Below are 24,790 nucleotides of genomic sequence, written 5' to 3' on the forward strand. Positions count from 1 at the left end.
AATTACCTAGAAAGAACCGATGGTAATTGGTTTTTACACCACTTATAAAATGACATCTAATGACCTCATTCTCTACCCCTCCTCTTTCAAAACAAAATACAACAACGTACAGTGCTCAAACTTACTTGTACATAATCCAGTCAGGTTATCAATTTTCTTCAGTCGATAGATTAACGTATTTCGGTGAACAAACAACGCTTTTGCGGCTTGGCTAATATTCATATTATGATTGCAATAGGTCATGAAATCATGTCTCAATTCCGCAAAGGTTTCACACGTTATTAGTGCCTTCAATCGCTGCACTAAAATCTTTCGTAGCTTCGTATCGATATGGTGAGGCAAAATATCAATTAATATATTCCAGTCGTATAGCGAAAAAATGCACTTATCCCCTTCAGCATCCTTTCCGTACCCAATCAACCAATCTGCCTGTGCATACGATTCATTTAGATTTTCAATAGAAGATGCACGATTACCAGAAGCGACCCTCACATCCTCCACATGATACAACTTAAACATTTCAAGCAGTTTTTCACAACGTTCAGGAAAACCTTTATAAAAATCTGCTTCATCCTCAACCGATTTCAAAAATACAATTCGCTCCGTATTCAAGAACCCGCATATATCTTGCTTACCTTCATCAAACGTTCGTTTAACACAATCAAGCAACGTTTTTTTCAACCGATCACGTGGAATTGCCCCACCATTGTCTTGAACATTTCGTAGCAAGTAATCACCAATATCCACGACAATACAGACGCGGTCTACCTGGGGCTCAATTGTAAGCAGTTTACAATAATGGTTCATCTGACCAGCACTCACTGATTTATTCAATAGAATATACTGCACAAATGACTCTAACGTCATCGTTTCCAAGTTCTCCATTTGAACATGCAGTGTTTCCTGCCACATCATTTCTACGTATTTTTTGACCAAATAAGCGTAATTCTCAACTTCATCTGGATCGCCAATTATTCCAAGAACACCGACTGGCTTGTTATCAAAAATCAACGGAACAGCAACTCCTGGAAGTACATTTTCCATGCTTGCTGCCGCTTCCTCCGTAAACAAAATCACCTTGTTCGCATTAATCACTTCAATGGATGGTTTATGCATGGTGCCGATTCGCTCCTGATTCGTGTCACCAATAATCCGCCCATGTTCATCACTTACACTTATCGGAAAAGCTATTACTTCTGAAACCGCTTTCACTGTCTTTTGTGCAAATTGTACGAATCCATCCATCCTACTATCCCTCCGTACTTTCTCCTGTTATTCATATTATCACAATTTTTATAATTGTAAAAATCCATCATTATTTTGTATAACTTGACCATAGACTTGACCTAAGCAATTACGTTATAAATAAAAAAAGTAACTTACAATCAGAGGTGGTATTTTGCAAAAAAATACAGATATAATCATTATCGGTGGAAGTGTTATTGGGTCAAGCGTTGCATATAATCTACTAAATGATGGCTTTAACGGCGAAATAATCGTTTTTGAAAAAGATCATGTATACGAATATTCCTCTACTCCAAGGAGTGCTGGTGGAATTAGGCAACTATTCACAACGGCCATTAACATTCAAATAAGTCGCTACAGCCTGAAAAAATACAAAACATTTCCAGAAGAAATGGCTAATAACGGCGACAAAGCCGAGATAGATTTTAAACAACGAGGCTACTTATTTCTAGCAAAAAATGAAAACCTTGATCAACTCCAAAAACAATGCAAATTGCAACGTCAATACGGCGTTCCATCTGATTTCCTAACCCCTGAAGAATTACGAACCATTATTCCTGAGTTAAACATCGACGATTTGCAAGGAGGATTATATTGCGCCGAGGATGGCTACCTAGACCCCTATTCCGTCATGCAAGGTTATGTAAAAAAAGCGAAACAGCTTGGTGCATCCTATATTTACGAACCTGTTGAAACGATACTAACGAATGAGCAAGGCGCTTCCGGTGTTGAATTAGCTAACGGTGACAAATACATGGCACCGATTGTGATCAATTGTGCCGGCCCGTGGGCACCCGCGTTAAGTGAAAAAATTAATTGCCCAGTCCCGGTCGTTCCATTAAAAAGACAGATTATCCAATTTGATATAGCCGAACCACTAACATACGACCTACCATTAACCGTCGATCCAACAGGTGTATATTTTCGCCACGAAGGAAAAAGCATTATCACTGGTTATTCCGAAAAAGTGAAACCCGGCATTGATTTCAAGTGGTCGCGGGACTTTTTTCTAGAACAATTGTGGCCAGTTCTCGGTAATCGTATTGACAACTTTTTACGGGCCAAGATTGCCAGTGGCTGGGCAGGTATGTACAGCCATAATACCATCGACCAAAATGCAATTATCGGTGAGCACCCAAATCTCAAAGGCTACTATTTAGCTTGCGGATTTAGCGGACATGGGATGCAACAGGCACCCGCCGTCGGAAAAGGGTTATCCGAGTTAATCAGAACAGGAAACTACCAAACACTCGATCTTACGCCACTTCGGTTCGAACGATTTGCTGAGAAAGATCTACTGATTGAAGGCGCGATTGTTTAATGTATAAATTCCGCCTAAATCGCACCATTATACTAGAAAACCGTGCATCAACCGTGTGATTTCGCACAACATCACCTTATTGTCGCGCAGTAACCTACCTAATGCGCGATTTCAAGACCATCATGCGCGAATCTCAACCGTCGTTGCGTGATGGGAACCTGCTTATGCACTACTATTAAAATTAGAAAGGATGGTACGATGCTCTATTTAAATAAACATGACATTTTACAAGCTGTCACAATGAAAGATGTTATCGACGCGATCGATACGGCATATGAAGTCTATCAATCTAAAAATTTTCAAATGCCTTTACGAACCCAACTCACGGATAACGACAACACTCTACTGCTCATGCCATGCATGACGGAACAGGCAATTGGCACGAAGCTCATCACCTCTTTCCCGAATAATACTGACCACCCAGTATTACATGGGCTTGTTATTTTAAACAGTCAGGAAAATGGTGAGATCAAGGCTATCCTTGACGGATCTTTTCTTACTGGATTTCGGACAGGTGCTATCGGTGGTTCTGCTATCCGCCATCTAGCAAAAGCCGATGTATCAAAACTAGCCATCATCGGAACGGGTGTCCAAGGCCTCTATCAGGCTGTCGCTGCATGTACGGAACGCCCTATTACTGATATTTATCTATATAATCGCTCACCTGAAAAAATACCTTCCTTCATCAAGTCACTACAACAATGGATTGGGCAAAGCGTCAATATTCATCCAATGGATACAACAGAGGCTGCCATTCGCGATGCAGAAGTTATCATTACCGCAACCACTTCAAGATCACCAGTACTCCCAGATAAACCCGAGTTACTAAGAAATAAGCTAATCATTGGCATTGGCTCGTTCCAACCAACCATGCAAGAATTTCCACCTTCTCTTTATCAAGTAGCTAATACCATTTATGTCGACACGGAAGATGCCATCAAAGAATCCGGTGACATCACCACACCACTTGAAAATAATTGGATAACACGAGACTCCATCCAAACGATGGCGAGTTTTGTTTCATCAAAATCAGGTACACCTAGCGACACGACGGTTGTTTTTAAATCAACCGGAATGGCGCTGTTTGATGTTGTTGTCACAAATGCAATCTATCAACGTGCAGTCGAAAAGGGGGCCGGACAAAAACTAGAATAAGGTAAAAGCAGTACAAATTTAAGGGGGAATACGATGAATATTATATTGATTGAGTTTGCCGTCTACTGTATTGCAATTTTAGCCATTGGTTACTACTTCAGTAAGAACAGTAAAACACATTCGGATTTTTTGCTTGGTGGAAAAAAGCTTCCCGGCTGGGCGCTAGCCTTTTCTGAACGAGCAACTGGTGAATCCGCCTGGTTACTACTCGGATATACAGGATTTGTGTTTACAACCGGACTTGCTTCCTTTTGGGTTGCAGCAGGAATTGGATCTGGAATCATCTTCGCATGGTTATTCCTAGCGAAAAAATTCATGCGCGAAACAGACAAATACAATGTCCTAACACTTCCAGATTACTTAGCAGTGCGTTTCGGTCAAAAAGCTAATGTAATTCGCTGGTTAACAAGTATTTTAATTGCTGGATTCCTCATGTTTTACGTAGGAGCACAAATGGCTGGTGCTGGAAAAATGCTATTCACCACATTTGGCATGTCACATACAACCGGTGTCGTACTTGCCACAATCGTTATCATTGTTATCGCATTTGCAGGAGGATTTATATCCGTTGTATGGACCGATATGATCCAAAGTATCATGATGCTCGTAACCTTAGTTGCATTACCAATCGTTGCCTTAATTTACATCAATACAAATGACCTATCAATCAGTCATTCACTTGTCGAAGCAGGAGGTTCGTATAACAGCTGGTTTGGCGGTTTAACAGGATTTGCACTTGGGGTACTATTTTTCAATAACTTCTCCTGGTTCTTCGGCTTTTTAGGTGGTCAACCACAGCTTAGCGCACGCTTTATGGCACTAAAAAACGATAAAGAAGCCAACCAGGGAAGCATCGTTGCCATTGTCTGGACATTTCTTGCTTATGGAGGAGCATTTTTAATCGGGCTATGTGCAATCGCCATGTATAGTCAGGGATCTTTTGCCGATGTAGAAATCATATTACCTACTATGATTCTTGACCTATTTCCAACTTGGATTGCCGGAATCTTACTCGCTGGTGTCCTAGCTGCAATCATCACCACAGCCGATTCACAATTAATGGTTGTTACGAGCTCAGTCAGTGAGGATATCATCCATAAAGCAATGGGTATCCAACTAACGGAAAAACAATTGATCTGGATTTCCCGAATTTCTGTCGTCGTATTCGGGATCATTGGCATGATTATAGCACTCGTTTCCGATTCATTACTTTATCTTGTTGTCAGCTGGGCGTGGGCTGGAGTCGGCTGTACCCTCTCTCCTGCTATTTTGATGACCTTCTTCTGGAAAAAATACTCAAGCGCAGGTGTCGTCGCAACCATTCTTGCTGGGCTACTCTCTACAATTCTATGGATCAGTACACCACTCGAAGGAATCATTACATCTAAATTCACAACATTTTTCATCGCAGCGTTCTTTGGAATTGTATTTAGTTTACTAATGCCAGATAAAAATGAGAATGTGGAGTCGGATATGGAGGAAAAAGTGTTGTAATTCTTATGTCTCTGCAGACCGCTTGGTTAGCGGTCTGCACAGCTCTTTTTAATAACTAATCTATTTCCCGTATTATACTTTCAAAATATGTAACCAACACCCCTTGCGCCCGTTTCTTGTACCAAATAGGCAGAACCAAACTAGCATCTAATGTTTTTTGACCAACATAATAACGCATCAGTTGTTCATTTTGACTAAAAATTTCTTCAAAAGATACACGTGACCCCATCTTCTTATCCCCTCTTCGACAATTATCTGTTTATAATGAAAAGACTGTAAAATTTTGTTATTTATAATATACTTTCATTTAATTGAAACAGACTATAAAACACACAATTTGAGTGTCATAAATAATTTAAACTCATTTCGTGTGTTTTTACGTTTTATCACACAGTTTGTGATATTTTTCACCCCAATGGAAGGGGTGTTATCATGAACGGATTTGGGCATCGATTGGAAAACTTACGCGAAAAACATGGATACTCACAAAAAGAAGTTAGCCTTAAGCTCGGTTATTCACCAAACGCCTATGGTAACTACGAACGAGAGGATCGCATACCCTCATACGATACATTAAAAGAACTATCTGCTTTATATAATGTTTCGGTTGATTACATTATTACAGGCAGAGACTACATACCGGGGCAAGTAAGCGGTACTGGCCCACGGATTGAAGCTCTAGCAGAAGTTCTTAAATTATTTGAAGAAAAGGGCATTGAAACTCCATATTTTTTACAAACGGATAAATGGGCTATTTTAAATGAAGAGGATATAAAAGACCTTAGTTCACACTTTGAATGGACGTATCAGAAAGCTAAGATGCGAGGTTAGACGTAACACTGGATTTCGATTTGTGTGGATTCGGATCGTAATGAATGGAATTTGGATCGTAAATTTCAAATTCGGATCGTATTTCGCTCAATTCGGATCGTATTTTCCGAATTCGGATCGTAAAGCACGTGATATGGCTCGTATTTTCCAAATGGCGTGCTTTCCACCTGTTTTGGCTTGTATTTTTAAAATCTGGCTTGTATTCTGTTGAATCTAGCTTGTATTTTAAAAATCCAGCCAGTATTTCACGCAATCTCGCTTGTATTTTCATAATCTGGCCAGTATTTTCCCGCACCACGAAAGCTCGGTTCCAGTTACTTTTCACATACTGGAAACCAAGCTTTTAAAATACTACTGATAATTCACCACAGCCGGTGCTGGGTCTAACCTCAATACCTCCATTGGTGAAAGCAGTGGATCATCTTTTTCATAAAACAATTTAAAACCAGTGTATTGGATAGGCTTTTCCTTTACCAATTTTCCATATGCACTCATTTTCACTGCTGCGTCACCAAAACCGTCAAAGTTCAGAGCTACCTCAACATCATCCGTCGGGTTAACCTGATCCTTACCAGTGACAATCCCCTCACCGAATTGATGGACGAGCACTAACTTATCGGGAATATTATGCTTCTCCACAAGCATGTCCATGTATCGAACTGCTTTTTGAATAGCAGCACCGTCTACATGGCCAAGATCTTCTCCCGGAACTTCACCTTCATCGACACTGTATTCGGTATCAATTGCCAAGTGGACAAAAGGCAGTTTCAAATATTCCTCTAACTTTTTTACTCCTTCCATAACAGGAGCTTGTCCTAGCTGAACATCTAGTAGCAATAGGGCATTGTGCTTCTTAGCAAGTTCAACATATCGATCAATTACCTTTTCGGATGGTTCAGATACATAATTTCCATCAGGACCAGGAGAACGTTGTGCTATCGTTGCGATCAATTCAATTGTTGGAACAGCTGGCCGGTCAGGATCAGCCTCCGAATAGGAGGCTGTTTGCTGCTTCAATTTTTTCATCATTTTTTCAGACGGATATTCACCTAAAATCCCCATATTCGGCGACAATGGTGTTCCATAAAAGGCTACCAAACGATAATTTTTTAGCGGACCATTCGATAAATCCTTCTTCCCTTCCAATAACGTTTGCCCAAACGGAACTGATCTTGTGCGATCTCCACCATGGGCTTCGGCAGCAGGCATCAGCTTCTGTTCTTCGTTTGAATATTTTTCAACTAATGACTTCGCATTTTCCGGAGGATCAATTGCCTCAAACGGTTGTTTGTCAAGCTTTTGCGCATCCTCTTTTGGCTGTACATTCGTTTGATTTTCAGAATTTGACTTACTATTTGGCTTGTCCTTTTCATTGGTTTCGCTACACGCAGTAAGTAAGGTAAAAGCAAGGATGATAGAGAGAATAATAATACGTTTCAGCACATTTTTCACTTCCTCTTCGTTGTACAATCTTGTATGTTTTGGAAAATGTACCCTTATAATGACAAATTAAAACACCAATTAATCTCGTGCTACCGCTCCCCAATCAATCCCATCCTGTCCACTTTCCTCCAGCATCTGATTCGCCTTTGAAAATGGTTTGCTTCCAAAAAATCCACGATGAGCCGATAATGGGCTCGGGTGCGGACCTTTAATCACATAATGTTTGCCCGTATCAATTAATGCTTGTTTGTTTTGAGCAGCACGTCCCCAAAGTATGTACACAACCGGTGTATCTTTTTCATTTAATGCGGTAATCACTCGATCTGTAAATGTCTCCCAACCTTTCCCTTGATGAGAATGCGCCTCTCCAGCGCGTACGGTCAAAACAGTATTTAGTAACAACACACCCTGCTTCGCCCATTGAACAAGGTAACCATTGTCAGGGATGGCACAACCGATATCATCCTTCATTTCTCTGAAAATATTCCTAAGGGACGGCGGTATTGCAACACCTGGTTTCACCGAAAAACTTAGCCCATGCGCTTGCCCTGGTCCATGGTACGGATCTTGTCCCAGAATAACCACCTTGACTTGATGGAAAGGAGTATAATGAAGTGCATTAAAAATATTATCCATATCCGGATAAACAGTTTGTGTAGCGTATTCTTTTTTCAAAAATTCACGTAACGCCACGTAATAATCCTTCGAAAATTCCGCGTCTAAAAGCTCTGCCCAATCATTTTGTAAAAATTGTTTCGCCATTCTGTATGCTTCCTCTCGTATAATCTATTTGTACCAAGCTTACAATTCCCTATTTCTATCGTCAATCACACCTTTTGCTAGTATCATTCCAACATATATTTTACAATTGATATAGACCATCTAGAAGGGAAGCGTTCATCTAGTGATTACGGTTTACACAGACGGAGCGACAAGTGGAAACCCCGGCCAAAGTGGAGCTGGAGTGTATATAAAGGTAAATGGAAAAACGTATGAATACACGTTTCCATTAGGAGTCATGTCAAACCATGAAGCAGAGTTTCACGCTATTTTAAAGGCATTAGAAATATGCAAAAAGGAATACCCGGGTGAAATTCTCTCATTCCGATCGGATTCTCAGCTCGTGGTGGATACAATTGAAAAAGATAAAACGAAAAACCAGACCTTCCTCCCATTGCTTGAAAGAATTAGAGAAGAATCAAACCTGTTTCCCTATTTTTTTATTAAATGGATTCCGGAGAAAAGTAATTATCATGCAGATCGGTTGGCGAGGGAAGCGATGCGAGGGCAGTGAGTTTTGTTAGCTGAATTTGCACTGGTGTGACAAGGAGTTGTGCTGGTGTTGCCCAAGTTCGGGCTGCTTTCGCCTGAGTTCACGTTGTCGTCGCCCAAGTTCACGCAGTTTTCGCCTGACTTCACGATGACGCCGCCCGACCTCCTGCAGCTCCCGCCCAAGTCTGCGTTATCGTGGCCCGACTTCCCCCTGCTCTCTCCCAAGTCCCCCTTAGTGCCGCCCCCTTCTCACTGCCCAGCACGTGTACTCACATTTAAAAAATCCTGCAGAATTATCTCTACAGGATTGTCATTACTTTTATAACCTACTTGCTGAATCACGGAATACTATTGTATGTGGAATCATGATTCGCTTTGGAGGCTCACTCTTATCTATTGTTTTTTCAATTAACGCCTTAGCGGATTGAACACCTAGTGCGTGAATGTTAACATCTACAGTTGTCAATGCAGGTCGAATAATTTCGGATAAATAAACGTTGTTAAAACTAACAATGGAAACATCATTTGGAACAGATAGACCAAACTCCTCTAACATGCTTATTACACCGAAGCTAATTAAATCATCGCTAATAACAAGTCCTGTTGGAGGATCAGCAAGTGAAAATAAATGCTCTACCGCTTCACGTCCCCCAGATTTTAAAAACTCAGCATGAAATGTATACGATTTAGGAACAGCTAGACCTGCTTCCTGCATTGCTAATTCATAGCCATATTGCCGATCAGTAGTTACGAATAAATCCTTTGAGCCGCCAATATAGGCAATCTTATTATGCCCTAATTCAATCAAATGCTTTGTAATTTCCTTCCCAGCTGCAAAGTTATCGTTGTCAACGTATGTAATCTCATTCATGTATTCATACGGCTTACCTACAATTACAAATGGAAAATCATGTTCGCGTAAAAAATGGGTTAACCGATCATTCGCCCGAGAGTACAGCAGAATAACACCATCTACATACCTACCATATACCATCCGTTGCACTTCCTCGAAAATCTCTTCCTCTGTATCACCCGTTGATAAAAATAACGAGTATTGCATACCATGAATATACGATCCAATTCCTCGCAAAATCTCTGGGAAGAATGGATTCTGTAATGCTTTATCTGCAGATGATGGCATAATCACACCAATTGTTTTCGTTGATTTTGCCACGAGGTTTCGTGCATTTATGTTAGGATGATACCCTAAGGATTTCATCGCTTTTCGTACACGCTTCTTTGTTTCAGGACTAATGCTTGCATTATCGGCGATTACTCGTGAAACAGTAGAGGGCGATACACCTGTTGCTTTTGCTACATCTTTAATTGTTACACTCACTCAATCATCCACCCTCTACATCATATTTAGTTCTATTTTACTAAAGATATCATTCGATTGTCACGTGCTATACTGCTATTTATGAAAACTCCAGCCCCTTCAGCTATACCGTGAATTCGCAATTCTATAGCTTCGTAAGATGGGGTAAAATCACCTTCATGGTTTAACACATTCACATGAACGGCGTTCTCCTCACACAGAACCTCTAATTCTAGCTTCAGATACTCGCCTTTTTCATATGCAAATGTTTCACCGTCATCATCATAATACGTAAATGTATATTTATCTCCAGCAGCTCCTGCGAAGATGTCCATCCAAACATGATGTGGTGTTTTATCTTTATTTGATGTCCACTCACCTTGCATAAGTGCAGTTCCTTTTTTCACGAAAACAGGAAGTTGGTCAAGTTCTGCATGAATTAGATGTGTTTGATTGCCTTCGTAGACAGTTCCATCCACAAAATCAACCCAATCGCCTGTTGGAAAATAAACAGCGCGATCACGAACACCCGGTGCCATAATCGGAGCAATCATCACATTATCACCAATCATAAACTGATCATTCAAATTATATGTTTTCGCATCATGTGGGTATTCCATCAACAATGGGCGCATAACTGGTAGACCTGTTGTACTTGCTTGATAAAATAATGAATAAAGCTGCGGCATCCATTGATAGCGCATCTGAATATATTTTTTCATAATCGATTCGCTTTCAGGTCCAAATTGCCACGGTTCTTGATAATGTGTACCAATCGCCGAATGATTACGAAAATACGGGGTAAATGCACCAACTTGTGTCCAACGTACCAACAGTTCTGCATTCGTATCATGGGCAAAACCACCAACATCTGGCCCAGTAAAAGGAACCCCTGATATGCCAAGGTTCATACACATCGGTAAGGACATTTGCAGATGCTCCCAAAAGCTACGATTATCACCCGTCCATACGGAGGCGTAACGCTGCACACCAGCATAACCAGCACGCGTGAGTAAAAATGGCCGTTTTCCTTTCAGTTGATCTTTCATGCCCTCATACGTTGCTTCACCCATCAATAACCCGTACACATTATGCAATTCACGATGTGTTGTTGGATTACCATCGTTGCGGTGCATAACCGCTACGTCCATTGTCTTTGTTTCATTAAAAACCGCGGGTTCATTCATGTCATTCCATATACCCTCAATTCCTAGATTCGTATAGAAAGTGTGCTTTTCGCCCCACCATTTGCGAACCTTTTCATCAGTGAAATCAGGTAGCGCACTCGTGCCTGGCCAGATTTCGCCATAATAAATTTCTCCTTCCATGTACTTACAAAAATGATCACCAAGAACACCTTCCTGATAAGCTGCATATTCCGCATCCTTTTTCACGCCCGGATCAACAATTGGAACAATTCTAATTCCCATTTCGCGTAGGTCAGCAATCATCTTTTCAGGGTCAGGAAACTTTTCCTTATCGAACGTAAATACACGGTACCCGTTCATATAATGAATATCCAAATGAATAACATCTACTGGTATATCACGTTCCAGAAAATTAGTTGCAATGTCACGTACCTCTTGCTCTGATTGATAGCTATACCTTGATTGATGATATCCTAGTGACCATTTTGGTGGAAGTGGCATTCTACCAGTTAGATGTGTGTATTGAGACAATACCGCTTTCGGGGTTGGTCCCATCATAATATAGTAATCTAGTTGACCGCCTTCGGCCATGAATGCATACGTATCATCCGATGATCGCATATCAAAAACAGTTCGGAATGTATTATCAAAAAATACCCCATGCGCATGCCCATTACGAAGTGTCATAAAATAAGGAATTGATTCGTACAATGGATCGGTTTCTGGATTATGTGGTGCGTACACATCTGTGTTCCACATCGTATATTTTTCACCGCGCTTATCGAGAAATCCAGATTTTTCACCAAAACCATAAAACCGATCCGCATCGTCCATTACTTTATGCGCAATGACTTCACCTGAAACTTTATGCCCCATTCCATATTCCCCATCATCAAGGATGATAGAACCTATTGAATCAAAAGCAGTTACACGAAACGGAGTTTGATTGACTACCAACTCAAGCTTATCTGTTTTTAGTGTAATCGCATCTGCTCCAACTTTTTCGACAACCTGTACATGTTCTTGCTTAGCAATAACTGCCCTCGACTTATCTAGTACTGGTGTCTCTTCAGGATTCATCACAATCCGTACGATCGAAGGTGTGAAAAATTGAATTGTTACGTGTCCATTCGCACATGTAAACTGATAAGTACCGTCGCTTTTTCTATAATCTACTACACGACCAATATCCCGATATCCTGTAGCATGGGACTGTTTATTCTTGTCTGGATGTATTGCAAAACTAGTATCTTCTAACATCAATTTGCCTCCTGCTTCTTTATATCTATTTGTTTATCCTTTTGATCCACCAGCAGTTAGACCAGAAATGAGATAGCGCTGTAAATATAAGTAAACAGCTGCGATTGGGATGGCTACTAAAATTGAACCTGCAGCAAATCGAGTGAAATTATTGGAAAATTGGTCATTTATAAAGTTATATAAGCCAACAGCCAATGTATAATTTTCTTCGCTTGAAAGGACAATGGTCGGTAGTAAGAAGTCAAACAGTGGCATCATAAAGTTAAACAGTGCAACTACCGCCAAAATTGGCTTAGCAAGCGGAAGCATAATGCTCCAAAATACTCTTAAATGTCCAGCACCATCTATCCTTGCTGCTTGGTCAAGCTCACGTGGAATCGTGTCAAAATATCCTTTAACCAACCACGCATTAAATGGGATCTGTCCACCTAAATAAATCAGAATTAACCCTGTTAACGTATCAAGTAAGCCAATCATGTTTAAGAAAATATACAAAGCTACCATCGCCATCATGACAGGAAACATCTGCAATAGTAAAAAAACATATAATCCATTCTTTCGTCCGACAAATTGATACCGCGAAAAGGCATATGCAACAAGTGATGTCAGGATGACACTACCCGCTGCTGTTACCGTCGAGACAATAAGGGAATTTTTGTACCATAATAAATAATTACTTTCACCACTAAACAACCATTGATAATGTTCAAATGAAAAGTCTTCCGGAATAATACTTGACGAAAACAAACTACTACCTTCATTCAGCGACATTCCTACGGTCCAGAGTAACGGATAAAATATAATAATAGATACTATGGCTATTATCAGATAAATAAACACCATTTCGATTTTCGATTTCGTTTTTTGCTTCATTATATTTCACCCTCTTCTTTATAGGATCTGGTACGTCTAAACTGATAAAATGCAAAACCAGAAACAATTAACCCCATAATAATCGAGATAACTGCTGCCATGCTGTAATTGTTTGTATCGAAGGTCAGTTTATAAACCCATGATATTAAAATATCGGTTCCACCAGCATTTTGTCCTCTCACCGGTGGCCCACCTTCATTAAATAGGTAGATAATATTAAAGTTATTAAAGTTTTGTGCATACTGCATAATCAGTAATGGTGCAGTCGCAAACATAATATGAGGAAACGTGATAAAGCGAAACTTCTGTAATCGAGAACCCCCATCAACGTCCGCCGCTTCATACCAATCCTTTGAGATACTTTGCAATACACCTGTAAATAGTGCAAATATAAATGGAAAACCAAGCCAAGTTTGGATCATAATCAACGCAATTCTAGTGTAAAACGGATCACTTAACCAAGGTAAACCATTCCCACCAAACAATGGGATAATAATATCTCGATTTATCGCACCAAATTCGTCATTAAACATTGCAGAGAAAATTAAGATGGTTACAAATGCTGGAACAGCCCATGGGAGAATTAAAATAGTACGAATTAGCTTTTTAAACTTAACCCTTGAGTCATTCACTAAGATTGCTAAAAAAAGACCTACTGCTATTTGAAGTGTTGTTGCGACAACTGTCCAAACAACTGTCCAGGAAAATACACTCAAAAATGTATCCTGCCAAATAGGTATCGTTACTAAATCAACAAAATTGTCAAAGCCAACCCAGTCAACTAAATTACGAGGTGGTGAATTGAAAAGATTGTAATTTGTAAATGCAAGCAACACGGAAAATAACAGTGGAAACACAACGACAAATATCATGAGAACTAATCCAGGAAAAGTCATCAAGTACGGAAAAGCATTATCGTATGCCTCTCTAATTGATTCCCCTAGCTTCTTAGGCTTCCAACCATTTTGAATCTTTTTAGCCTGATTACGCGCATCTAATACATTGAATACATATAGAGCTACCAGTATAACAACGCTTATCAACGATAAAACTCCAAATACAAGAAGTCGTATAGAGTGATCCGTTCCAGGAATAGTACCTAGCGTTCGTAGCCCCCATAGACCGAAATTAATCGAATCTAAAAGCGTTAATAAGAATGCTATTTCGATAATGATAAAAATAAATCCTTTCAAGAATCTTCGGTTGTATAATTGCCCTAACCCTGCAAATATTATCGAAAGAATCATAGCATTTTTTGGGCTATGTAATTTTTTTGGTGAACGGCTTTCTGATGAGTGAGTAATAGATTGCTTCTTAGATGGAACAGACAAAAAATCTCCCCCCTTATATGATCTATTAAAATATGCTTCAATACATGTACGATCTAATAATACAGTTGAAACGATACTCCGCTAATGACTTCTGTACACTAAGAAGTATCGTTTCAACAGCTATATTTTTACTTCTTCTGGTAGAAAAACTCACCATTCGATCAATAATCAAACTAGACATAGTTCCTTTAGCAAAGGAAATCTAATTCACACTCTATGAAACTACTATTGTGATGCCCCGCTAGATTGAATCTTAGTCTTGATTTGTTGAACAGCTTCATCTAAAACCGGCGCAACATCTTCACCTTCAGCAATAAATTGCAGCGCATTGTTCATTGGTTCCCAAACCTGTGCCATCGCTGGAGTACTAGGCATTGGAACACCATGTTTGACCTGTTCTGCAAACGCAGAATAGATTGGGTCCTCAATAGAACTAAGTACCTGTTTATTCGGAACTAATTCACCAGCAACTTCAAAGTAATGCTGAGAGTTTTCTTGATTTGTCATAAATAACGCTAAATCAGTTGCCCATTCCTTCTTCTCTGAATAATACGAAACCATCCAAGACTTAACACCAACAAATGTAGAACTTGGTTCACCGTTAATTGATGGGTATGGAGCAAATTTCAATTTATCTCCAAGTGCTTCTTTATAACCAGTAATACTCCATGGTCCGTTAATAACCACACCTACTTTTCCGTCTGTGAATAGACCATCAATTACATCAGTTGTTGTTGACGGCGGAATTAATCCTTGTCCGAAGAACGACTGGAATAGCTTTCCACCCTCAACAGCTCCTTCATTGTTTAAGCCAATATCAGATGTGTCATACTCACCAGTTTCACCACCGAAAATGTATCCACCAAAGTTTTTAAAGAAAGGGAAAGCAAAATATAAATCATTTGGCTTCATTAAAAAACCATATTTGTCTTGCGCAGGATTTGTTTTCTCTTCCAATATTGTTTTTAAATCATTTATCGTTTTAGGTGCTTCTGGAACAATATCTGTATTGTAGAAAATTCCATATGTTTCAATTACGGCAGGAACACCATATATATTCGTTTCGTCATTATATTGGTAAGAAACGGCATTAACTGCAGCATCACTATATTCATTCAGCTTTTCTTCAGATATTTTTAATGGTTCCGCAAGTCCCTGGGCTACAATGTTACCAATTCGATCATGTGGCTGAATAAAAAGATCAGGTCCTTTTCCTTCAGGACCAGCAAGTGCTAATTCCTCCAATTGATCTAGCATCGACTTTACTACCACATTTACTTTAATTCCTGTTTTTTCTTCGTAGTCAGCTACTATTTTCTTAATCGCTTCTAATTGATCTTCTTCATCATTCGCCCATATAGTAAGTTCCTCTGGCTTTTCTGCCGCTCCTTCAGAATCCGTTTCATCCTGTTTTGTTTCTTCACGATCTGGAGCACATGCAACTAGCGCAAACAGCGTAAGTATTCCAATAAGTGATAAAAGCAGATAATTCTTTTTCATAATCCTTTACTCTCCTTTAAATATAATTTAAAATTCTCTACCAAAACGCAGTGGTATTTTGGTGCAAACGTTTGCACTATATTCTACAATCTCGTTTTATTATTTGCAAGCGTTTTCAGAAAATAATTTTATTTTTATATTTTAATTGCTTTTAGAATCCAATAACTATTGACACGCTACATAAGTACTGTTATTAATATTAATATCAATGATGAAAATTTGAGGGCAATGCTTTTTAAAAACAACCCCGACTTTGCTAATTCAAAAGTCGGGGTTGTTTTTTTACAAGCAATGTCAGTCTAATACCAGACCATTAGAAGCATAACTAGCGAAATCGTTTGCACATCTAAATGATTCAAACTATGCTTTTCAAGGAGGAAGTTTGCCATGATAAAAGAAGCAATTTACCACCGCCCGAAAAATAACTTTGCCTATGCGTTTGATGAAGAGACAATCCATATTTTTTTACAAACGAAAAAAAATGATATGAATTCCGTTGCGCTTGTTTTCGGCGACCCATATGACTGGATAGATGAACAATGGCAAACTAATACAATTGAAATGGAAAAGTCAGGTTCGACCAGTCTTTATGATTATTGGTTTACCGCTGTTAAACCAACATTTCGTCGTTTACGTTATGCATTTAAGTGCTCAGATGAAAGGCAAACTATTTTTTACACAGAAGGGGGAATTTTTTCTTCCAAGCCAAGTGAGATTTCAAATTATTTCTGCTTTCCATTTTTGAACAAAGCGGATATCTTTCAGGCGCCTTCGTGGGTAAAAGATACTATTTGGTACCAAATCTTCCCTGAACGCTTTGCAAATGGTGATCAATCAAACGACCCTGATGGCACATTACCATGGGGAAGCACGGCCCCCTCACCAACGAATATGTTTGGCGGTGATTTTAAAGGAATAATCGATCACCTTGATTATTTAGAAGAGCTTGGAGTAAATGGCATTTACTTCACACCAATATTTAAAGCAAATTCCAACCATAAATATGACACTATTGACTACATGGAAATTGATCCACAATTTGGTGACAAGGAAACCTTTCGATCCCTTGTAAAGCAGTGTCATAAACGGGGCATTCGAGTCATGCTGGATGCCGTATTCAATCATAGCGGATACTTTTTCGAAGCATTTCAAGACGTATTGAAAAACCAAGAAAAATCGAGCTATAAAGATTGGTTTCACATTTGGGATTTTCCGATTGCAACGGAACCGAAACCAAACTACGACGCATTCGCCTTCGTTTCATCGATGCCTAAATTAAACACGGAAAATCCAGACGTAAGACGCTATCTATTAGATGTGGCACGTTATTGGATAGAGGAATTTGATATCGATGGATGGCGGTTAGATGTTGCTAATGAAGTAGATCATGCATTTTGGCGTGAGTTCAGAAGGGTTGTAAAGGGTATAAAGCCTGAGGCATATATTCTAGGTGAAATTTGGCACGATTCTATGCCATGGCTACAAGGCGATCAATTTGATGCAGTAATGAACTATCCTTTTACTACTGCTGTTCTTGATTTTTTTGGCAAAAACAGGATAGCTGCTAGTGAATTTGCTAGCACGATTTCACAGGTTCAACATATGTATCCGAAAAATGTGAATGAGGTCGCTTTTAACTTACTAGATAGTCACGACACACCAAGAATTTTGACTCAAGCTGAAGGAAAGCTTGAACGTGTTAAGCTAATGTACTTATTCCAACTTACGTTCACTGGAACTCCTTGTATTTATTATGGGGATGAAATCGGAATGTTTGGTGGACAGGATCCAGGTTGTCGCGCGTGTATGGAATGGGATAAGAACAGGCAAAACCTTGAGTTACTTAACTTTGTACAGTCACTGATTAACTTCCGAAAGTTAGAGCCATTAGTGAGAAATGGTGGGGAATTCCGCTTCTTGCATATTGATGATGTTAATCAGACCATCGTTTATGAAAAATCCAAAGATCAAAGACGACTAATTTTCGTAGTTAACAATAGTGACGTTGAGGTAGAAATCAATATAAATGAGTTCATGCAAACTAAACAAATTAATGAGTTATTTTTTATGAATGGAAGCATAGAAAAAAACAAACTTAATTCCGGAACGGCTAAATTTAAAGTAAAACAACATGATTTTCGGGTTTTGGAATTGTACTAAATTAGAGTCTAGGCAGAATCCATTTTTATCTGGATTCTGCCTAGATTTTAAACATACTCCTCAACAACCTATTATTTGTATAATACTTTTGCTTTGGGCTTGTAGGTTTGTTAGGGATGGTTAATTTTAATAATTTACTATCAATTAACGATTTTAATATCTTTATTCTTAAGTGTCTTCTGCTACTAATTTTTAAAAAGCTTTGTAGTTCGCTTCTACTCTTAGGAATTTTACAAAACTCCAAAATTTCCTTCGTTCTATCAGCTTGATCACTAGCTTGGTCACTGGCTTGGTCACTGGCTTGGTCACTAGCTTGGTCACTGTGATTATCAATCAGAGGAATTATGGTTTTAAAGATATCAGCTTCAACAAAAGTTGGCTCAGCCCCTGAATATATTTTATTAACATAAACTAATAAGCAGGTCCCCCCAATAATGGGAGAACCCGCACTCTTACCTAGCTAACTCTCTATCACGTTCCATCAGTCTAAACGTCAACACATACATAAACGCACCAACCAACGTTAAAAGGCACAAAATATTAAATGTCCACTCATAACCAATCCAAGCAGTCATCGGAATCGCAATCGGTGCAATCGCGCGCCCAATTGCAAAACGTAAACTACCTGCTGCGAAATATTGTCCGCGCATATGCTCTGGCGAAAGCTTGGCAATAAAGCTTTCTTGTATACCAACAACCATCAGTTCCGCAATCGTAAATACAAACATACCAAAAGCGATAACCCAAATACTTGTCGTATAACCAAATAAAAGCATCGCAACACCGTAAAAGCATGAGGAAATCACAAACACATTTCGCTCATAATACTTTGTCATCCATTTAGACATAAACACGGTTAATAACGCAACAAGCAAGCCATTTTCCGCGATAATCCAGCCGAACGCTTCCTCACCGTTCACCGTTAGCGACCAATCACCAAGTGAAAACAATTCTTGGGACGTAATTTGATCGTTCATATATACCGCGAGCAATAAATCCATCTGCATAAATGCCTGTGCCGCAAAAATTCCACCAATTATAAATAGGAGAAAAGCCTTATCATTAATGATTACTTTATAATCCTTCAGCTGTTCTTTAATTACTGTTCGCCAATTACTATCTCCAGCGTTAGCTTCAACCTTCTCTTGAACCGGTACCGTTTCTCGAATTAATTTATGAATTAATATCGTCATCAAAAAGCTTGCAGCAGCACTAGCTAACAAAAGCTCGAATCGATGCCCAAAGAAAAGAATTCCTCCTAAAATTGGACCGATAACCACTGATATATTGATAGCTGTATAAAATACCGCAAACACTTCCGTACGATGTTTTTCAGGCACCACATCTGCAACCATTGCATGACTCGCTGGCCAATAAAATGATCCAAAGAAACCAAGCGCCGAAAAACAAATAAAGCTAAGTATTGCTGATTCAAACCACGGTGAGTTTGCCATCGCGAAACAAACGAACGAAATCGCCTGACCGAACATCGATATCGTCATCATTCTTTTACGACCAAACTTATCCGCGCAATACCCACCTATTAAATTGGTGAATACACCTACTAGCTGTGACACAATCAACAGCAAGCCAGCAAGCTCTTTCCCTAAATGCTCCGAAAAATAAATCGCCATAAACGGAAAAAACATCCAAAATAAAACATTCGTTAAAAATTCCCCATATAATCGGACCTTTAAATTCCGATCCCAATCTTTCCATTTCATTGTTATTGCCTCGATTCAGTTTTGTCTCTCATAGTTGAACTAGCTATATTCGAACTATTTTTAATTATTTTAAGTACCTATAGAATTTACCACGTAGTTTGTGGGAACACAATAGCAATTTTAGCATCATTATTAAAACTACATAAGTTTATTACCCCCCTTCATTTCTAAGATTTTACACTTTTTTATAAATCGTAATCATTCCTATTTACAAATCGTAATCATTACGATATACTGATTTTTGCTCACATAAAATTGGAGAGGAGAAACGAGATGAATAAACTTAAGGTATTGATTGCATTAATTTTTGTTGGGATGATTCTAGCTGGTTGCACGTCAGCAAATCAAGATTCTTCCAAAAGTGAGGATTCAAAGTTGAAGGTATACACAACGTTATACCCATTTCAATATGCGGTTGAACGTATTGGGGGTGATGCTGTAATAACGAAATCTGTGTATCCACCAGGTGCGAACGCGCATACATATCAACCAGATTCAAAGGAAATGACTGCTATAGCAGAAAGTGATGCATTCGTGTATATGGGAGAGAACATGGAAGGATCCGCGGAAAGCATGGCGGATGCATTGGCAAATCAGGATGTAAAATTAATTGAAATTGGTAAACATGAGGCGCTTTTCCTTAAAAATGGAGATCAGCATAGCCATGAGGAGGAGCATGAACATTCCCATAATCATGATACACATTCTCATGAGCATGAGGACATGCAAGGTGAAAAACATACGGATGGCGGGAAAAAATCGAACCAAACGGATGAAGAACATGTCGGCCATTCCCATCACCATCATCATGGCGACAAGGATCCTCATATTTGGCTGGATCCAGTACGTATGATCGAAGTTGCTGAAATTATTAAGAAAAATTTAACTGATCTGCAGCCGGAAAATAAGGAGACTTTCACCCAAAATTATGAAGAACTGAAAAAAGATTTGCTTGCATTAGATAAACAATTTACGCAAACATTGAAAAATAATGAGCATAAGGAAATTCTTGTCTCTCATGCGGCATATGGTTACTGGGAAAAGCGCTATGGAATTGAACAAATTGCCATAAGTGGCCTTTCACCAAGTGCAGAGCCATCCCAGAAGGAATTAGCCCACATTGTTACTATTGCAAAGGATCACAATCTTGAATATGTCATTTTTGAACAAAACGTTACCAACAAAATATCAAAAATCATCCAGGAACAAATCAATGCGGAGGCATTACAGATTCATAATCTATCTGTCCTAACAGATGAAGATATCAAAAAAAATAATGATTACATTTCGATCATGAAACACAATTTACAGGTGCTTGAGAAGGCCACAAACACACAAAAGAACGAGGACCAGCATGAGCATCAACACGCCCACGACGGTACAGCAAAACAAATTTATGAAGGTTATTTTGAAGACAGTCAGGTAAAGGATCGCACACTTTCAGATTGGGCAGGTGATTGGCAATCGGTATATCCTTATCTAAAGGACGGAACACTTGATGAAGTGTTCAAACACAAAGCTGAACACGAAGGTGTAATGACCGCAGAAGAATATAAGGACTATTATACAAAAGGGTATCAAACAAAGGTTAATCGCATTGTCATCCAGGGAGATACAGTAACGTATTATAAAAATGGCAAGCACTATTCCGGTCAGTATATCTATGACGGTTATGAAATTTTAACGTATAAAGCTGGAAATCGAGGTGTACGTTACATTTTCAAACGTAATGATGGAGCAATACAGGCTCCCAAATATATTCAGTTTAGTGATCATCATATTACCCCGACTAAAGTGAGTCATTACCATCTGTATTGGGGAGATGACCGTGAAGCATTGTTAAGTGAGCTCACAAACTGGCCAACCTACTATCCATCGGAAATGAGAGGACATAAGATTGCCCATGAGATGATGAAACATTAATGATTACTTGGTTACTAAAAGTGCGCACCTTGTCGACATAGGAAAGGACATAACAAACGATGAGAACGGAACGATTACATCAACACCAAATATGGTGCTTTATTTTTCTTTTATAAATCGTAATGATTACGCTTTGGCCCAAAAAAGATAATTCAATTGTACCCTAATAAACTTCACTAATATTTGTGAATCGGTTCCAGTAACCCAACAACTTTCCTATTCAGATAATTTACTGGGATAGCAGAGTGCAACTCGATACAATGGTAACAGTTTGTTGATGCAAAGACCTTTATGGCATGATTTCGAGACCTTGCCAATCTATTGTGTTGCACAATTACTATTAAAACAATATATCTTAAATAAATCTTCCCAGTTCGTTCTTTTTCTTTCAAACACAAACTAAAAATTTTACTTTAAATCAGAAAAGCTGTTAATTCCATAGGATTTTAGGTCTCTATGGAACTAACAGCTTTCATAATAAATTTTAACCTTAAATCCTTCTACCGCTCCGGCGCCAACTCAATAGCCTGTCTCAACGCCTCCAACATGCTTCTCTCGTCAACCACACCAGTACCCGCAATATCAAACGCTGTACCATGGTCAACACTTGTTCTAATAATAGGAAGTCCAACAGTAATATTTACTCCAGCTTCTAGTCCCAACACTTTAATCGGGCCGTGACCTTGGTCGTGGTACATTGCAACGACAATATCAAAATCGCCGCGTTGTGCACGGAAGAATAACGTATCAGCCGGTAATGGACCTTCAACATCGATTCCTTCTCCAGTCGCACGCTCGATAGCAGGAATAATCTTCTCTTCCTCTTCCCCGTATCCAAACAACCCATTCTCACCAGCATGCGGATTAATTCCACATACACCGATTTGCGGTTGTTTCACACCAGAATTCGTCAGTGTTTCATGTGCCAAGCGAATGACATTATAAACACGTTCAGGCTCAATCATATTAATCGCATCAATTAATCCGACATGTGTCGTAACATGAATTACCTTTAATTTTGGTGAAGACAACATCATCGAAAAGTCTTTCGTATCGGTTAATTCTGCCAAAATTTCTGTGTGTCCTGGATAAATATGTCCACCCTTGTGTAATGCTTCCTTGTTTAAAGGTGCAGTACAAATCGCGTCAATCCGACCTTCATTCGCAAGTTCAATTGCAGTTCGCAAGTATTCAAAAGCAGCGTGACCAGCATCAGAGGAAACGTCTCCAAACGGAAGATCTTCTGAAAGCAAATCTAAGTCATAGCATGCGATTTCACCATAAGTAGCGGTGAAATCAGAATCTCCGTCAACTTCTTTAATTGTCACATCAACCTTTAGAATATCAGCTGCACGCTGCAACATTTTTGCATCACCAATCACAACTGGATGTGATTGGTCATAAACTTGTTCACTCTGCAGACTTTTTACAATGATTTCTGGGCCAACTCCTGCCGCGTCGCCCATCGTAATTCCTATAATCGGTTTCTTACTCATTATTTACGACCTTCCTTCAATTCCAGCATTGCTTGATAAATCGAATGTTCTTTTCCAAATGCACCAGCTTTTGTGACAACCGTATATTCGCGTTCCGCACCAATCAATGTCCCTAATGGAATACCTGCTTCAACCTGCTTCACCAAGCGAAATCCTATTCCACCTAAATGGCGCGACGTATCTTTTGCCGTGTCCCCGCCGGTCAACACAAAGCCAGACACATCTTCAGTCTGATCCATCACACTTTCAACGATTTGACCAATCGCTCCAGAAATACGAGCACCAATGTCGTATCCCGACAAGTTCAATTTTTCACCAATATGCTTAACCTGCTCCCGAACCGCTTCATTCGACGGTACGTACAAAACAATATCATGTTTGTTTGCTAGTCCCGCAAGGATATCTTGAACGTAATTGTTTCTTAGTGTGCCCCACTCATCGCTAAAAATTTTCAACGTATCGATTTCCACAGCAGTCACATTAGCTTGGTTAATTGCATATTGCACTTGCCCCTGCGTTACCTGTGATAGACTTCCACAGACAGTCATTACTTGTTTTGATTTTGAAAAAGTTCGTTCACCAGCAGCTTCGCTAATACCTAGTACGTCTGGAAGTACTTCTGCTAACCCTGCTGAACCAGACCAAATAACGCGCTCCGAAATCTCAGCCATTTGTTGCGCAGCCATTCGTAAATCATTCTGGGTTTCAGCGTCACAGACAATATATGTTAGACCGTTTTTTCTAAAGCCCTCAAGCTTTTCCCGAAAAATATTAGCTTCAAAATCGGCCGTTGTAACCAACCCAACAGACGCTCCTATTTCCTTCTCGATTAACGCTGGAATAAACGATTCTGTAACGGGATGCTTAGGATCTTTAGATATTTCGGTATCAGCTATTTTCTCTCCATTAACATAATGAATCCCATCTTTCGTTGTCCTTCCAACTGAAGGAAAGGCCGGAGCTATAAAAACAAACTCCGGATCAAATACTTCAGAAAGCGCTTGTAGCTCCGTTCCAATATGCCCGCGCAACGTTGAATCCATTTTTTTATAAATAGTTGGATAACCTGCTGTCTTCAAAAATTTACCAGCCTGTTTTGTAACCGAAAAAGCCTCCTCCTTAGATAGTGCACGTGAATTCGTATCAATTACAATACCGCTATCAGAATTATCTCCATCATGCGGAATATCAAATAATACAGAGGTGTTAATGCCTTTTTCCGTCAGTTGTACCCCACTATCATTTGCTCCTGTTAAATCGTCTGCAATAATTCCTATCAGTTGTTGTTTCATGTTG

Annotated in this window: 20 protein-coding genes; 7 read left to right on the forward strand and 13 right to left on the reverse strand. The window is 39.3% G+C overall.

Features of this window, described 5'->3' with window-relative positions:
• Positions 1–72 precede the first annotated feature (72 nt).
• A complete protein-coding gene (locus tag ACY9Z2_RS00470) occupies positions 73–1,245 on the reverse strand; it encodes a CdaR family transcriptional regulator (protein ID WP_463607628.1) in 1,173 nt (390 codons plus the stop codon).
• 154 nt (positions 1,246–1,399) lie between these two features.
• Here ACY9Z2_RS00470 and ACY9Z2_RS00475 point away from each other — a divergent pair, with 154 nt between their 5' ends.
• From ACY9Z2_RS00475 to ACY9Z2_RS00485, 3 genes are all read left to right on the forward strand, one after another.
• Positions 1,400–2,566: an NAD(P)/FAD-dependent oxidoreductase gene (locus ACY9Z2_RS00475; protein WP_463607629.1), complete on the forward strand. Its 1,167-nt coding sequence runs from the start codon at positions 1,400–1,402 to the stop codon at positions 2,564–2,566.
• Between the two features lie 150 nt (positions 2,567–2,716).
• On the forward strand, positions 2,717–3,721 hold the full coding sequence (locus ACY9Z2_RS00480) for an ornithine cyclodeaminase family protein (RefSeq protein ID WP_463607630.1): 1,005 nt from the start codon (positions 2,717–2,719) through the stop codon (positions 3,719–3,721).
• 33 nt (positions 3,722–3,754) lie between these two features.
• A complete protein-coding gene (locus ACY9Z2_RS00485) occupies positions 3,755–5,215 on the forward strand; it encodes a sodium/proline symporter (RefSeq protein ID WP_463607631.1) in 1,461 nt (486 codons plus the stop codon).
• Positions 5,216–5,270: 55 nt separating this feature from the next.
• Here ACY9Z2_RS00485 and ACY9Z2_RS00490 read toward each other — a convergent pair whose 3' ends face one another.
• Positions 5,271–5,444, reverse strand: coding sequence for a hypothetical protein (locus tag ACY9Z2_RS00490; RefSeq protein WP_463607632.1), 174 nt, complete (start codon positions 5,442–5,444; stop codon positions 5,271–5,273).
• A 203-nt stretch (positions 5,445–5,647) separates the two neighbouring features.
• Here ACY9Z2_RS00490 and ACY9Z2_RS00495 point away from each other — a divergent pair, with 203 nt between their 5' ends.
• Positions 5,648–6,046, forward strand: coding sequence for a helix-turn-helix domain-containing protein (locus tag ACY9Z2_RS00495; protein WP_463607633.1), 399 nt, complete (start codon positions 5,648–5,650; stop codon positions 6,044–6,046).
• Positions 6,047–6,397: 351 nt separating this feature from the next.
• Here the strand turns inward: ACY9Z2_RS00495 and ACY9Z2_RS00500 are convergent, their stop codons facing one another.
• Complete coding sequence (locus ACY9Z2_RS00500) at positions 6,398–7,489, reverse strand: hypothetical protein (protein ID WP_463607634.1); 1,092 nt, start codon at positions 7,487–7,489, stop codon at positions 6,398–6,400.
• A 78-nt stretch (positions 7,490–7,567) separates the two neighbouring features.
• Positions 7,568–8,251, reverse strand: coding sequence for a uracil-DNA glycosylase (locus ACY9Z2_RS00505; RefSeq protein ID WP_463607635.1), 684 nt, complete (start codon positions 8,249–8,251; stop codon positions 7,568–7,570).
• Positions 8,252–8,393: 142 nt separating this feature from the next.
• Here ACY9Z2_RS00505 and ACY9Z2_RS00510 point away from each other — a divergent pair, with 142 nt between their 5' ends.
• Entirely contained in the window at positions 8,394–8,783 is a 390-nt protein-coding gene (locus ACY9Z2_RS00510; RefSeq protein WP_463607636.1) for a ribonuclease HI family protein, read from the forward strand.
• Between the two features lie 297 nt (positions 8,784–9,080).
• Here ACY9Z2_RS00510 and ACY9Z2_RS00515 read toward each other — a convergent pair whose 3' ends face one another.
• The 5 genes from ACY9Z2_RS00515 to ACY9Z2_RS00535 all read right to left on the reverse strand — a co-directional run bounded on the left by ACY9Z2_RS00515 (position 9,081) and on the right by ACY9Z2_RS00535 (position 16,191).
• Positions 9,081–10,100, reverse strand: a complete 1,020-nt coding sequence (locus ACY9Z2_RS00515) for a LacI family DNA-binding transcriptional regulator (protein WP_463607637.1) — start codon at positions 10,098–10,100, stop codon at positions 9,081–9,083.
• A 32-nt stretch (positions 10,101–10,132) separates the two neighbouring features.
• On the reverse strand, positions 10,133–12,487 hold the full coding sequence (locus ACY9Z2_RS00520; RefSeq protein ID WP_463607638.1) for a glycoside hydrolase family 31 protein: 2,355 nt from the start codon (positions 12,485–12,487) through the stop codon (positions 10,133–10,135).
• Positions 12,488–12,520: 33 nt separating this feature from the next.
• A complete protein-coding gene (locus ACY9Z2_RS00525) occupies positions 12,521–13,360 on the reverse strand; it encodes a sugar ABC transporter permease (protein ID WP_463607639.1) in 840 nt (279 codons plus the stop codon).
• Positions 13,360–14,607 carry a carbohydrate ABC transporter permease gene (locus tag ACY9Z2_RS00530; RefSeq protein ID WP_463608264.1) on the reverse strand — a complete coding sequence of 416 codons (1,248 nt, stop codon included), beginning with the start codon at positions 14,605–14,607 and terminating at the stop codon, positions 13,360–13,362. The genes ACY9Z2_RS00525 and ACY9Z2_RS00530 overlap by 1 nt, the downstream gene beginning before the upstream one ends.
• 309 nt (positions 14,608–14,916) lie before the next feature.
• Positions 14,917–16,191: a sugar ABC transporter substrate-binding protein gene (locus ACY9Z2_RS00535; protein WP_463607640.1), complete on the reverse strand. Its 1,275-nt coding sequence runs from the start codon at positions 16,189–16,191 to the stop codon at positions 14,917–14,919.
• 387 nt (positions 16,192–16,578) lie between these two features.
• Here ACY9Z2_RS00535 and ACY9Z2_RS00540 point away from each other — a divergent pair, with 387 nt between their 5' ends.
• Complete coding sequence (locus ACY9Z2_RS00540; RefSeq protein WP_463607641.1) at positions 16,579–18,351, forward strand: glycoside hydrolase family 13 protein; 1,773 nt, start codon at positions 16,579–16,581, stop codon at positions 18,349–18,351.
• Positions 18,352–18,391: 40 nt separating this feature from the next.
• Here the strand turns inward: ACY9Z2_RS00540 and ACY9Z2_RS00545 are convergent, their stop codons facing one another.
• Together ACY9Z2_RS00545 and ACY9Z2_RS00550 are read right to left on the reverse strand one after the other, a co-directional pair.
• On the reverse strand, positions 18,392–18,595 hold the full coding sequence (locus ACY9Z2_RS00545; protein WP_463607642.1) for a Fic family protein: 204 nt from the start codon (positions 18,593–18,595) through the stop codon (positions 18,392–18,394).
• Positions 18,596–18,803: 208 nt separating this feature from the next.
• A complete protein-coding gene (locus tag ACY9Z2_RS00550; protein WP_463607643.1) occupies positions 18,804–20,075 on the reverse strand; it encodes an MDR family MFS transporter in 1,272 nt (423 codons plus the stop codon).
• A 273-nt stretch (positions 20,076–20,348) separates the two neighbouring features.
• Here ACY9Z2_RS00550 and ACY9Z2_RS00555 point away from each other — a divergent pair, with 273 nt between their 5' ends.
• Complete coding sequence (locus ACY9Z2_RS00555; protein ID WP_463607644.1) at positions 20,349–21,998, forward strand: metal ABC transporter solute-binding protein, Zn/Mn family; 1,650 nt, start codon at positions 20,349–20,351, stop codon at positions 21,996–21,998.
• Positions 21,999–22,498: 500 nt separating this feature from the next.
• Here ACY9Z2_RS00555 and pdxA read toward each other — a convergent pair whose 3' ends face one another.
• Both pdxA and ACY9Z2_RS00565 read right to left on the reverse strand, forming a co-directional pair.
• Positions 22,499–23,494, reverse strand: a complete 996-nt coding sequence (gene pdxA, locus ACY9Z2_RS00560) for a 4-hydroxythreonine-4-phosphate dehydrogenase PdxA (RefSeq protein ID WP_463607645.1) — start codon at positions 23,492–23,494, stop codon at positions 22,499–22,501.
• Positions 23,494–24,786, reverse strand: coding sequence for a four-carbon acid sugar kinase family protein (locus ACY9Z2_RS00565; protein ID WP_463607646.1), 1,293 nt, complete (start codon positions 24,784–24,786; stop codon positions 23,494–23,496). The genes pdxA and ACY9Z2_RS00565 overlap by 1 nt, the downstream gene beginning before the upstream one ends.
• Positions 24,787–24,790 lie beyond the last annotated feature (4 nt).

Source organism: Virgibacillus sp. GM2-2 (assembly GCF_055329585.1).

Bases quoted from the DNA above. Each gene is read 5' to 3' on its own strand.
- ACY9Z2_RS00470 (WP_463607628.1), bottom strand. From the start codon at position 1,245: ATGGATGGATTCGTACAATTTGCACAAAAGACAGTGAAAGCGGTTTCA.
- ACY9Z2_RS00480 (WP_463607630.1), top strand. From the start codon at position 2,717: ATGGGAACCTGCTTATGCACTACTATTAAAATTAGAAAGGATGGTACG.
- ACY9Z2_RS00485 (WP_463607631.1), top strand. From the start codon at position 3,755: ATGAATATTATATTGATTGAGTTTGCCGTCTACTGTATTGCAATTTTA.
- ACY9Z2_RS00490 (WP_463607632.1), bottom strand. From the start codon at position 5,444: ATGGGGTCACGTGTATCTTTTGAAGAAATTTTTAGTCAAAATGAACAA.
- ACY9Z2_RS00495 (WP_463607633.1), top strand. From the start codon at position 5,648: ATGAACGGATTTGGGCATCGATTGGAAAACTTACGCGAAAAACATGGA.
- ACY9Z2_RS00505 (WP_463607635.1), bottom strand. From the start codon at position 8,251: ATGGCGAAACAATTTTTACAAAATGATTGGGCAGAGCTTTTAGACGCG.
- ACY9Z2_RS00520 (WP_463607638.1), bottom strand. From the start codon at position 12,487: ATGTTAGAAGATACTAGTTTTGCAATACATCCAGACAAGAATAAACAG.
- ACY9Z2_RS00525 (WP_463607639.1), bottom strand. From the start codon at position 13,360: ATGAAGCAAAAAACGAAATCGAAAATCGAAATGGTGTTTATTTATCTG.
- ACY9Z2_RS00530 (WP_463608264.1), bottom strand. From the start codon at position 14,607: ATGATTCTTTCGATAATATTTGCAGGGTTAGGGCAATTATACAACCGA.
- ACY9Z2_RS00535 (WP_463607640.1), bottom strand. From the start codon at position 16,191: ATGAAAAAGAATTATCTGCTTTTATCACTTATTGGAATACTTACGCTG.
- ACY9Z2_RS00540 (WP_463607641.1), top strand. From the start codon at position 16,579: ATGATAAAAGAAGCAATTTACCACCGCCCGAAAAATAACTTTGCCTAT.
- ACY9Z2_RS00550 (WP_463607643.1), bottom strand. From the start codon at position 20,075: ATGAAATGGAAAGATTGGGATCGGAATTTAAAGGTCCGATTATATGGG.
- ACY9Z2_RS00555 (WP_463607644.1), top strand. From the start codon at position 20,349: ATGAATAAACTTAAGGTATTGATTGCATTAATTTTTGTTGGGATGATT.
- pdxA (WP_463607645.1), bottom strand. From the start codon at position 23,494: ATGAGTAAGAAACCGATTATAGGAATTACGATGGGCGACGCGGCAGGA.
- ACY9Z2_RS00565 (WP_463607646.1), bottom strand. From the start codon at position 24,786: ATGAAACAACAACTGATAGGAATTATTGCAGACGATTTAACAGGAGCA.